General features: G+C 33.4%; 13 protein-coding genes and 1 pseudogene. 13 read left to right on the top strand and 1 reads right to left on the bottom strand.

Annotated features, from left to right (window positions below):
• Positions 1–142 (top strand): transposase (locus ACLIBG_RS13360; RefSeq protein WP_439313265.1); only part of this gene is annotated, 142 nt, incomplete at its 5' end.
• A 929-nt stretch (positions 143–1,071) separates the two neighbouring features.
• On the opposite strand, the gene ACLIBG_RS13355 is transcribed toward ACLIBG_RS13360, so the two are convergent.
• Complete coding sequence (locus ACLIBG_RS13355) at positions 1,072–2,004, bottom strand: LysR family transcriptional regulator (RefSeq protein ID WP_439313262.1); 933 nt, start codon at positions 2,002–2,004, stop codon at positions 1,072–1,074.
• Between the two features lie 261 nt (positions 2,005–2,265).
• Between ACLIBG_RS13355 and ACLIBG_RS13350 the strand changes: the two genes are divergently transcribed.
• From ACLIBG_RS13350 to ACLIBG_RS13295, 12 genes and pseudogenes are all read left to right on the top strand, one after another.
• On the top strand, positions 2,266–2,520 hold the full coding sequence (locus tag ACLIBG_RS13350) for an IS110 family transposase (protein WP_439313261.1): 255 nt from the start codon (positions 2,266–2,268) through the stop codon (positions 2,518–2,520).
• A 251-nt stretch (positions 2,521–2,771) separates the two neighbouring features.
• Entirely contained in the window at positions 2,772–3,032 is a 261-nt protein-coding gene (locus ACLIBG_RS13345; RefSeq protein ID WP_439313260.1) for a hypothetical protein, read from the top strand.
• A 136-nt stretch (positions 3,033–3,168) separates the two neighbouring features.
• On the top strand, positions 3,169–3,282 hold the full coding sequence (locus ACLIBG_RS13340) for a transposase (RefSeq protein WP_439313259.1): 114 nt from the start codon (positions 3,169–3,171) through the stop codon (positions 3,280–3,282).
• Between the two features lie 813 nt (positions 3,283–4,095).
• Entirely contained in the window at positions 4,096–5,148 is a 1,053-nt protein-coding gene (locus ACLIBG_RS13335) for a TRAP transporter substrate-binding protein (protein ID WP_439313258.1), read from the top strand.
• Between the two features lie 76 nt (positions 5,149–5,224).
• Entirely contained in the window at positions 5,225–5,683 is a 459-nt protein-coding gene (locus ACLIBG_RS13330; protein WP_439313257.1) for a TRAP transporter small permease, read from the top strand.
• A 36-nt stretch (positions 5,684–5,719) separates the two neighbouring features.
• Complete coding sequence (locus tag ACLIBG_RS13325) at positions 5,720–7,006, top strand: TRAP transporter large permease (protein WP_439313256.1); 1,287 nt, start codon at positions 5,720–5,722, stop codon at positions 7,004–7,006.
• A 19-nt stretch (positions 7,007–7,025) separates the two neighbouring features.
• A complete protein-coding gene (locus tag ACLIBG_RS13320; protein WP_439313255.1) occupies positions 7,026–8,267 on the top strand; it encodes an amidohydrolase family protein in 1,242 nt (413 codons plus the stop codon).
• Between the two features lie 25 nt (positions 8,268–8,292).
• Positions 8,293–8,967, top strand: coding sequence for an RraA family protein (locus tag ACLIBG_RS13315; protein ID WP_439313254.1), 675 nt, complete (start codon positions 8,293–8,295; stop codon positions 8,965–8,967).
• A gap of 329 nt (positions 8,968–9,296) precedes the next feature.
• A pseudogene (tnpA, locus tag ACLIBG_RS13310) lies at positions 9,297–9,552 on the top strand (IS200/IS605 family transposase).
• A gap of 364 nt (positions 9,553–9,916) precedes the next feature.
• Positions 9,917–10,180, top strand: a complete 264-nt coding sequence (locus ACLIBG_RS13305; RefSeq protein WP_439313253.1) for a metal-sensitive transcriptional regulator — start codon at positions 9,917–9,919, stop codon at positions 10,178–10,180.
• A 95-nt stretch (positions 10,181–10,275) separates the two neighbouring features.
• Positions 10,276–10,755 (top strand): DsrE/DsrF/DrsH-like family protein, encoded by a 480-nt coding sequence (locus ACLIBG_RS13300; RefSeq protein ID WP_439313252.1) that lies wholly within the window; start codon positions 10,276–10,278, stop codon positions 10,753–10,755.
• A gap of 49 nt (positions 10,756–10,804) precedes the next feature.
• A complete protein-coding gene (locus ACLIBG_RS13295) occupies positions 10,805–11,380 on the top strand; it encodes a sulfurtransferase TusA family protein (RefSeq protein WP_439313251.1) in 576 nt (191 codons plus the stop codon).
• The last annotated feature ends 20 nt before the right edge of the window (positions 11,381–11,400 follow it).

The raw sequence follows: 11,400 nt of genomic DNA, 5'->3' as shown, positions 1-11,400 counted from the left end.
CATTAATAATAAAATCAAAGTATTAAATCGAGTTGCATATGGCTACCAAAACTTTAATAACTTTAAAAATAGAATTATGCTTCATTTCAAGTTAAAAGCAATTGTAAACCAACAAAAAGAATCTGTTTATCCTGCCGCTTAAGCGGCAAGATTAACAGATCCCGAATCATTAATATTTTAGCGACCTTAATTCAGCCACCAACACTATTTGACAAAGAGCCTTTTAAAAATAGCTATTATGAAATTGATTCAGTTATATTGAAATTAATCAGACAACAGAGAACCGCGAATTTATCTAAAATATCGTGTAGTTAATGAAGATACATCAAGAGAAGAAGGGTTAGAGCTTACCTGTTTTGTTTCTAATAATTATTACACAGATACCCAAGTAGTTAATAGATGCTTTGTAATCTTCTTAATGCTAAGCTTCGTTAACTATTTGGATTCCCCCATTTAATTCTAGCTGTTATCCATAGAATTTGTCCTTTTTCAACATATTTTTTAAAAACATCATTTCTTAAAAGGTAATGATGTGACCGCTATGCTATAACTATTTATATATGAATAAAAGCTCCAATAGACTGGGGGTTATATTGGATCAAGTAGGACAGCCATAAGAACGGACAAATAAAAAGAGGTTAAAACAACAAATAGGAATAACAAACACTACATTACTTATTCAAATAAGAAATGTTTTAGCCTACTTCCTCCGTAATTGGAAGAACGACATGCTACTAAAAAATAAACTAATCGAAGACAATCGTTTTTATAAAGAAAAACCTTGATAAGGTGGATGTTCATTACCTTTTAGTATGTGGCGCTTTTAACATCTCCCTTTTATACATTGGTCTTTTTTAAAAATGTTCCGCTTGGCTTGTTTCTTCCAATATATCTGCCATATTATTTCACAAAGTTGCTATTATCAGCTTTTGTTATTCGGTGTTAATGTTCTCTATTGTACAAATAAAGGCGTTAACTTAACAAGCTTAAATATGCACGACCGGCTTATAGCCTACACCCCATAAGACGTTTATTAAAATTCGTCCCAACAATACAAACTTTTATAAGGACTCAGAGATCCAATTCATCATTCTTTAATTTACTAGAGACGTCTTTCACTAGATCTATAAAATTTTTAATTATTAAAGAATTATATTGTCTTTTAAAAGTTATAGCACTGTATTTAACTTGTATAGAGGGGTGATTAAGTTTTTTAATCTTAATTTGCTGGTATTTTACAAAATTATAGAACATAGGAATCTTAAGATATTTTGAAGGTAAGAAGGCTATCCCTAAGTTTTTGCTAACCATTTGAATCGTCGACATAAAATCTGTACCTAGATATATAATGTTAGGGGAAAACCCTTTTGATTGACAGTACTCTATTATTTGATCTGATGTTCCGTATCCAATTGTAGTGGTAGTAAGTATCAACTTTTCATCCCGAAAATCTTTTAAATCCAAATTCACTTTATTAGTTAAGGGATGTAATGATGGGAAAACAGCTAATAATTCATCTTCGTATAAAGGAAATATATCAAATTTTTCTGTTTCATAAACAACAGGTATAATACCTACATCAATTCTCTGTTCTTTTAATTCATTAAATATATATGAAGAAGAACCTTCTATTGACTTTACTAGAACTTCGGGAGTTAACTCCTGCACTTTTTTTAATACATCAGGTAATAAAATGCGACTAGCTGTTATTGCGCAACCAATTTTTATAACGCCCTTAACTCCTTGTTCGTAATCTGTTATTTCATGTTTTATATCACTTGCAAATGTAAGTAATTCCTGGGTTTTTTCATAGAATATTTCCCCCGTTTTTGTTAGTTTAAGGTACTTACTTGAACGATCAAAAAGAGTTATATTTAATTCTTCTTCTAACCTTTTTATTAACATGCTCAAAGGTGGCTGTGTCATATTAAGTATAGATGCGGCTCTCGTCATGGTTCCTGCTTCAACTATAGTAACAAAACAACGGAGTTTGTAGAGATCCAATTTTATTCCTCCTCGTATATTATTAATAACTAGTTTCTTAAATCGTTGTACCTTTCAAGGTACAATGTATTTAATCAGATAGAGGTTGTCGTCTTCCTCATTGAAGCTAAGTCTTCGTTGTATAGACTGACACCTCTTTCTTTATAGAACTATTCGAATGAGCTTGATGGCACACTTGTTGTCGTATATCCAACGAGGTTGGATATCTATAGAGACAAGGGGTTTCCTCCCATCTGATAAATAATGAATTAGGTGGTGTGTTTGACGTTTATTGATATTGGTAAACGTCATCATGAAGCTGGTTTGATTAATGATAAAGGAGATCATATAGGGAAAGCCGTTCGCTTCGCGAACTCCAAAGCAGGGAGCGAGAAATTACTACAATTTATCAACCAATACAAACTAACATCGGATCACTCAATTGTAGGGCTTGAGGCCACTGGACATTACTGGTTATCTGTTTTTTCATACCTTCACAAACTTGGGTTTAAAACAACGATCTTTAATCCTTTATAATCGGATACCTTACGACATTTTTATAACCGTAAAACCAAAACAGATGTAAGTGACGCCTATCTAATTGCAAAAGTTATTGATTCCCCCCCGATGAAAAGCTTTTACTTGAAGAAGATTTACTCCAATGAAGGCATCTTCAACGTCTGCGTTTATCTTTTGTAGTCCAATGTTCCGATTTAAAACGAAAAGTAATCTCATTAGTAGACCAAGTTTTCCTAGAATGTGAACAAATCTTTTCTGATGTCTTTGGTATGTCTTCGACAGAAGTGTTGTTACATTCTCCTCTGCCCGAAGGTTTACTTAACATCGATACCAACAAGCTGGCTGTTTTATTAAACCAAGTAAGTAAAGGACGTTACGGAGAAGCAAGGGATCTGACAAAAGCCAATCAACTTCAAGACAGTGCCTGTGATTCATTTGGCATCACCGATGGTTTAGATGCGTTCAAGTTACAAATCAAACTTCTGCTGGAGCAAATTAAGCTTATTGAAGATCACTTGAAAAAGCCATGATTGAAATATCTAATCGCCAAAAGTATTTTCTTACAACGATTACTGGTATTAGCGATGTCACGGCGTGTGTCATATTAGGCTAAATCGGATCCATTAGTCGATTTAGCGTCCTGAACAACTTGTTGCCTTCGCTGGTTTGGATGCTTCCGTTCATCAATCTGGTGATTTTAACAGTAATAGAACGCGACTATCCAAACGTGGTTCATCTTACTTAAGGCGTGCTATTGTGGCAAGCTGCTTTTGTCGCTAGATATCATGATCCTGCGCTTTCATTGCACTATCAAAAACTACGTAAACGTGGTAAAGCCCGCGGTACAGCAGTTGGTGCTGTTGCAGTTAATTAAATAATTGAAAGGCTTTTTTCGTATGCCTAATTTTAAATATCAATACTTTCAAAGAACAGTTTAAATTAATCTAATTTGTTTCTTGACTTTTTATAGCTGGTCTATATTTATAAACAGAAATTCACCAAATTATGCATATATCCAAACTAACAAATCGTTAGGTGTAACAAGATATGCTTGGCTCCATACAACTCTTTTTCACATGCCTTTTACGCAATAAGTATAACACATAATACAAATTTATATTGATAATAATTAGTGAAGTTAGGACATCTTGAGAGGTAGTGAATTCTGTTTAATAAAATGTTGTTTGATATACACACCCTTTTGAAGGTCTAGGATTAAATATTCCATCATCAATGTTGATTAACGTTACCAAGAGAGGTTAGATTTTGTCACGGTTGTTGCTAGCCAATTCTTTTTAAGAGATAAAGGTCGATATTGTTATGTTACTATCCAAAAGAAGTTATCACACTTAAAGAAACCAGATACACTCACAAAAAAGTGACATCTATATAAATTATATATATATTCAATACAAAGAATATATTTGATATATACATAATTTGCTGTTAATTTAATTGTAACAAACTTTTTCAACAGCATGTAAGCGCTTGCTATTATGACATATAAAGGGAGGTATATTTTCGAAACAGAACGGATATGAAATGTTTTATAGAATCTAAGAAGTTAAACACTTGAAAGGGGGAAGGGAAATTATGATATTAAGCTATAAAAAGGTAGGTATAGTAATTTTATTCACTTGTTTTATTTTATTGATGGGGGCATGTAATAATGACGTAAACGGGTCTAACGATTCAAATACTGATGCTAATAATAATGCAGAATATAGTAAAGATAGTCCTATAGTTTTAAAATATAATGAACAAAATCCAGCAGGTAATCCTAATGCAATTTTAGCAGAAGATTTTAGTGAGTTAGTGGAGGAAAAGACAGAAGGAAGAGTACAGATAGACGTATATTTAGGAGGAAGCGCAGCGGATTATGGAATAGAACCTGTTATATCAGGATTAGTTGATTTTAACCAGATGACACCTGGTAATGTCTCAGATTTAGCTCCATCTTTTTCAGTATTAGATGCTCCTTATCTTTTTGAAGATATGGATCACTTTTTAGAAGCGGTTGACCCTGAATCAGAAATAATGGAAAAACTGAATGAAAAATTATCTTTGGAAGGGGTGAGAGCAATTGCGGTAGCTCCTTCAGGTAAAAGGCATCTAACAACAACAGATAAACCTGTAAAAAGATTAGATGATATGAAAGGATTAAAAATTAGAGTAGTTCCTTCAGATATTTATTCAGACACTATGAAATCTCTTGGTGCTGCCCCGTCAGCTATGCCGTTTTCAGAAGTATCAACATCATTAACTACGGGAATTATTGATGGTCAAGAGAATCCATTCTCTCAGATAGTTCCAAACGGTTTGCAAGAAATTCAAGATTATATAATGTTAACCGGCCATATATTTTCTTCTGGTGCCATATTTATGAATAATGACCAATTCGAAAAATTAACAGAACAAGATCAAACACTTTTATTAGAGGCTGGAAGAGAAGCTGCAGAAAAGAAAGTTAAACTAATGGAAGAGAAAGAAACTGAATGGATAAAAAAGGCTGAGGAAGAAGCAACAATTATAGGTGAAAAAGACGGATTAGATTTAGAGGAATTTAAGGAAGCAGCGAAAGAAGTGCACGAGAAATATCAAGGTGAGTGGGGAGAGGTATACAATAAAATATTAGAATTAAGGTAAAATATAGGGCAATTGCCCTGTATTTTACCTTAATTATGAAGGTTTAAAGGTTTGGTTTATAGGAGGGTGATAAAATATGTATAAGCTTTTCACAAGAATAGATAAAGTTTTAATGTTTTCTGGAATATGTGCTCTAGCAATGATCGCAATAAGTGTTTTGTTACAAATTATCTTTAGATACATTTTTAATTCTCCTTTAATGTGGCCAGAAGAAGCGGCACAGTTATTGTTAATAAGTTTATTGTTTATCGCTGCCCCTATCGTAGAAAGAAGAAATGAACATGTGAGTATGGATATCATACCCAATTTATTTCCTAAAGCAAAACGCTTTATTTATTTAATATACAAAGTTTTTTCAATAGTTTTTGTGTTTGTATTGTTAATCAGTTCAATCATAATGTTTTATGGGGTTAGAAATATTACCACTAATGCTGCGAGTATTCCTCTCAACTGGATATATACAATTATGATTATAAGTACAGTAGTATGGATTCTAATATTATTTTATAGTTTACTTGAAAAGAAAAATTATTAAAATGATTACATTTTTCTTGAGGTAGGGGGATAGTATATGATTTTGATGGTAATAATATTATTTTTGTTATTTTTATTTTTGGGCGTACCACTTTATATAGCTCTAGGGGCACCAGCAATTCTTTATTTCGTTCTAAATGATATTCCTCTAAATATGATTTCTTATACGATTTTCACAGCTAATAACAGCTTTACATTAATAGCAGTCCCCATGTTTATTTTAATGGGGATTTTAATTAATAATTTAGGTGGAACGAGCAGAATATATCATTTTACTAAGGTTCTTTTGAGAAATAGACCTGGATATTCTGCTAAACTAAATGTGATTTTAAGTTTAATTTTTTCAGGAATGTCTGGAGCAGCTCTAGCAGATGTAGCAGGACTTGGTAAAATACAGGTAAAAGCGATGGAAGAAGAGGGATTTACCAGAGAATATTCATCTGCTTTAGCAGTATCTACAGCGACTGTTGGCCCTATATTCCCACCAAGTATACCTTTAATTATTTATGCTATGGTAGCCCAAGTTTCAGCTATAAAAGCATTGTTAGCAGGAATGCTACCCGCTATTATGATTGCTGGTTTTATGTTTATTTTTGTTTTAATAACTATTCCAGCACAATTAAAGGGAAAATACAGTGAAAATATAGTTGTTAACACTATAAAAAAAGGAGAATTACCAAGAGCCACGTTGAAAGCCCTACCTTTTTTACTGGCTGCCCCCATTGTCATAGGAGGTATGTTGTTTGGTATCTTTAGCCCGAGCGAAGCGGGGGTCGTAGGAGTTCTTTATTTAATCGTGGTCTCTATATTTCAAGGAGAATTTAGGTTGCAAAATTTTTTAAATGGATTAAAGGAAACTGTGGTTAATTCAGCGGCTATCATATTAATAGTAAGTTCAGGAGCACTGATAACTAAAGCTCTTGTATTAGAGAGGTTGCCAGAGACAGCTACTGATTTTATTTTAAATTTAACTACAGACCCTATATTAATTATTATAACTATTAACATCTTACTATTAACATTAGGAATGTTTATGGAAACCATATCCTCCCTTATATTAGTAACTCCTATACTTCTTCCAATAGCAGCTGAAATAGGATTAGATCCTGTTCACTTAGGAGTAATTGTAGTTTTAAATTTAATGATTGGGATGATTACTCCTCCGTTTGGAATATCCTTATTTACAATATCTAAAGTTACAAATGTGTCTTTGTGGGGTGTGTTTAAATCTTTAATACCGCAGTATATTCCTTTGGTAGTATCATTGTTATTAGTATCGTTTATACCCTTTTTAAGTCTTTGGATTCCAAATCTATTTTTATAAAAATTAGAGGAGAGATAAAATGAAGGTACTGAAAAATGTAAATATCATAGACTTTTTTAACAAACAATTGCTTACTGATAAAGTTATTATAATAGATAATGATAGGATACAGGCGATACACAATGTGGAACAGAAAGAATTTATACTAAACAAAGCAGAAGTATACGATTTAAAAGGAAAGTATGTAATTCCTGGTATTATAAACTTACATCAACATTATATATTTAAAAGAGGTTACGGGCCTATCAGAGATCAATTAACACTGCCCGTGCCCGTCTTAGCCATAAGAGCCTTAAAAAATGCGCTAGCCGAATTTAAACAAGGAATTACAACAACCAGGGTTCTGGGTTCCTTTAACGATATTGATCGATCTTTAAAGTATCTTTTTAAATACAAATATATCATAGGTCCTGATCTTTTTATTTCAGGAGGTGCCTTAGTGACATCAGGATCGCATTCTTCTCAAATGGCACAAAGAGTAGATGGGATTGAGGAAATTAGAAAAGCTAGTCGTAAAAAGACTTTATATGCAGATTGGATTAAGACTTTCGCTAGCTATGATCCTATAGAACCTTTAAGTGGGAATAAAGAATATTCCCGTCCTGAGATTAGTATGGAGGAAATAAAGGTTATGTGTGAAGAAGCACATAATGCAGGGAAAAAAGTAGCAGCTCATGCTATAGGGAGTGAATCTATAAATAATGCTGTTGAAGCGGGAGTAGATACTATTGAACATGGAATTTATTTAACTAAAGAGATTGCTTCAAAAATGAAACAAAAAGAGATTACTTTAGTACCTACTATAAGTGCTTACTATGAGAATATTAATCCCAACTACAATAGAGGAGATAGGTGGATAAGTCTTCACAAACCTTTAGTAGATGCTCATAAAGAGAGCATTAATATAGCTGCTTCAATGGGTTTAGAAATGGCTCTGGGTTTAGACAGTTTAGGAAAAATTGAACAAGAAATCGAGTTTATAAAAGAATTAGCTGATTACGACGAATACGATGTTTTAAAGTTTTGTACTTATAATGGAGCTAAAGTTTTAGGAATAAATGAAGATTATGGATCAATAGAGGAAGGAAAAATAGCGGATATATTAATTCTAAATCAGAATCCGTTAGATAATATACAAGGTATAAGAGATATTCACAAAATTATTAAAGACGGGGAAATATTAGATGTTGATGATATAAAAATCAAAACTGATTTTGAATCTGCTTCTTACAATTCAATGATTCCTGAATTATTAAAGTGATTTACCCTACTTAGGAGGTATGAACTTGGATATTGGAAATAGAATAATTACAGATGTTAAAAGACCTAACAAAGAAGTTGTTAATCAATTTAAAAACGTTCCAGTCTCTAATATTTCTGATGCTATGGGGAGAATGTATAGTCTTAGCTCCAGAATCAAACCATTTAATTCTAGTTACTTATTGGGAACGGCTATAACAGTAAAAAGCAGAACGGCAGATAATCTATTATTTCAAAAAGCATTAGATTTAGCTAAACCAGGCGATATCATTATAGTTGATACTCAAGGTGACACTATAAACGCAGTAGCGGGAGAAATTATGGTGGAATATGCGAAAAGGAAAAGATTAGCAGGGTTTCTAATAGATGGCGCAATTAGAGATGCTAAAAAAATTAGAGAATCGTCTTTTCCTGTTTTTGCTAGTGGAATATCTGCCAATGGACCCTATAAAAGTGGTCCTGGAGAAATAAACATACCTATATCATGTGGAGGAATTGTGATTAATCCTGGAGACATAATAGTCGGGGATGAAGATGGAGTAGTAGCAATAACACCAAAATTTGTTGACTGCATACTGAAAAAAATAAATGCCATCGCAAAAGAAGAGAAAAAAAAACTGAAGGATATAGAATTGGGAGTTAGTAACCGAGAATGGGTGAATGATCTGCTTATAGAAAGGGGATATGATATATCTCACTAAAAAACCATATTGAAAAATTATGAGTGCTGAGGGAAGATTGAGCAAAAGAATTCGGTAGAATAACACAGTTCTTATAAAAGATACGAACAAGTGAGCTTTTCGGACAGATTGAGCCACTGTTTGTGGAGAATAGAGGCATTTATGCGAAAGAGAGAAGCCACTGGAATCAAACATTCCAATGGCTTCTATTATTATGGTTTTTGAAAACCCCTGGCTATGCCGGGGGTTCCGGAGAGCTTCTAGCGTGGGGTCAAAAAAAGCCTCTCTTCATGGTAAGATAAGGTTGGTTTCCCGACCACCAAATCTCGCCATAGAAGGAGGCGTGTCCAATAAAGGACAAGAATAGTTTAGCACATACACAGTGGAGATGTAAGTATCATCTTGTATTTGCACCAAAATATAGAAGACATATTATATATGGAAAATATAAAAAAGTATAGGAGAAATAATAAGAGAAATTTGCGAGAGAAAAAATGTAGAATTACAGAAGCAAATGCTTGTAAATGCCATATTCATATGCTGGTTAGTATCCCTCCAAAGTTAAGTGTAGCTCAATTTATGGGGTATTTAAAAAGGGGTGAGTAGTTTTGATTTTGATCGCTAATTTAAGGTAGATCGGTAATCGCGAATTTTGGTGCCGAGGCTACTTTGTAAATACGGTGGGAAGAAATAAAAATCAACTCTTTTTCTGAAATGCTTATGATAAGTATATTTGAGACAATTTCAAAGGTTGACAACATACCCCGTTGGGTATAGAATAGATTGTGAAAGTTAGTTGATAAACCTAAGAAATTGAGTTTAGTTATTTAAACTGGGATTACCCAGATAAGCGTTTTAGTGTAAATCATGTAATAAAGCTCTATTATGTAGATTTTCATTAATTAACTTTGCAAAAATCTTCACAAGAAAACTGTACCTTTCTGGTATTTTATAAAAGGAGGTTAATTCATTGGAATATGATGATCAAATGAAGAACAGAGTGAAACGTATTGAAGGTCAGTTGAGAGGAATATTAAGAATGATGGAAGAAAATAAGGATTGTAAAGAAGTAATTACTCAGCTATCTGCAGCAAGGACTGGAATTGACCGGACAATGGGAGTACTAGTTAGCTCCAATTTAATTGAATGTGTTCAAGAAGCAAATGCTGCAGGGAATGAAAATACGGAAGCATTAGTTAAAGAAGCAGTAAATTTATTAGTTAAAAGTCGTTAGAAAAAAAGGGTTGACATCCCTTTTTATTTTCGGTAAACTTAATACCCATAGGGGTAATGGTATATGAATAAATGTTAAAACTAGGAGGAAGATGAATGTCAGCTAATAAAAAAACAACGATTGTCTTATTTAGTGGAGACTATGATAAAGCAATGGCAGCTTATATTATTGCCAATGGAGCGGCAGCCTATGATCATGAGGTGACGATATTTCATACGTTCTGGGGATTGAATGCACTTCGAAAAGAAGAGCATGTTGCCGTGAAAAAAGGCTTCATGGAAAAGATGTTCGGGAAAATGATGCCTCGTGGGGCAGAGAAAATGGGACTATCTAAGATGAACTTCGCAGGTTTTGGACCAAAAATGATAAAAGATATTATTAAAAAGCATAATGCGGTGCCTCTTCCTGATTTAATAACGATGGCCCAGGAGCAGGATATTAAGTTAGTAGCCTGTACCATGACGATGGATCTTTTAGGGCTTCAACAAGAAGAGTTACTGGATAACATTGAATATGCAGGAGTGGGAGCATATTTAGGGGATGCGCAGGATGGAAATGTAAATTTATTTATTTAATTTTTTTTACTTTAATATATACCCCATACCGTATAAAGGAGAATGCTAGATGAGTCAAATAAAGGTTGATGAGATTTTAGATGCAAAAGGTTTGGCATGTCCAATGCCTATCGTAAGAACAAAAAAAGCAGTAGATACGCTAGAAGCAGGACAAGTTCTTGAGGTGCGAGCGACTGATCCCGGTTCGGAGGCAGATATAAAAGCTTGGTCGGAAAATGCTGGTCATCAATTTTTGGGTACGTTAAGGAAAGGAGAAGTATTCAAACATTTTTTAAGAAAAGCTACAACGTCTGAGACAGGTGAAAAAACTCACCCACATGTTTTAACTAATGATGAACTGGAAGAAAAACTGAAAAAGGATAATAAGTTAACTATTATTGATGTGAGAGAAGCAGCAGAATATGCATTCAGTCACATTCCAAGTACCTTGAATATTCCATTTGGGAGCTTGGAGCAATATACAAATGACTTCAATAAAGAGGATGAAATTTATCTCTTATGTAGAACTGGAAATAGAAGTGATTTTGCTGCTCGGAAACTAACGGAATTAGGGTTTAAAAATGTTTATAATGTTGTGCCTGGAATGAGTGGATGGACCGGAAAAACGGAAAGCGTAAATAGTTAAGGAGGAGAATAAAATTGACA

Origin of the sequence: Virgibacillus sp. W0181, from assembly GCF_051846915.1 — a bacterium.
In the GTDB taxonomy this organism is placed as follows: domain Bacteria; phylum Bacillota; class Bacilli; order Bacillales; family Amphibacillaceae; genus JBPYCR01.
Note: the sequence above shows the minus strand (reverse complement) of the source record. Positions and strands in the feature narration are given on the sequence as shown.

Coding starts and splice junctions, on each gene's coding strand:
- ACLIBG_RS13295 (WP_439313251.1), top strand. CDS start 10,805: ATGAGTCAAATAAAGGTTGATGAGATTTTAGATGCAAAAGGTTTGGCA.
- ACLIBG_RS13320 (WP_439313255.1), top strand. CDS start 7,026: ATGAAGGTACTGAAAAATGTAAATATCATAGACTTTTTTAACAAACAA.
- ACLIBG_RS13300 (WP_439313252.1), top strand. CDS start 10,276: ATGTCAGCTAATAAAAAAACAACGATTGTCTTATTTAGTGGAGACTAT.
- ACLIBG_RS13335 (WP_439313258.1), top strand. CDS start 4,096: ATGATATTAAGCTATAAAAAGGTAGGTATAGTAATTTTATTCACTTGT.
- ACLIBG_RS13345 (WP_439313260.1), top strand. CDS start 2,772: ATGTCTTCGACAGAAGTGTTGTTACATTCTCCTCTGCCCGAAGGTTTA.
- ACLIBG_RS13330 (WP_439313257.1), top strand. CDS start 5,225: ATGTATAAGCTTTTCACAAGAATAGATAAAGTTTTAATGTTTTCTGGA.
- ACLIBG_RS13325 (WP_439313256.1), top strand. CDS start 5,720: ATGATTTTGATGGTAATAATATTATTTTTGTTATTTTTATTTTTGGGC.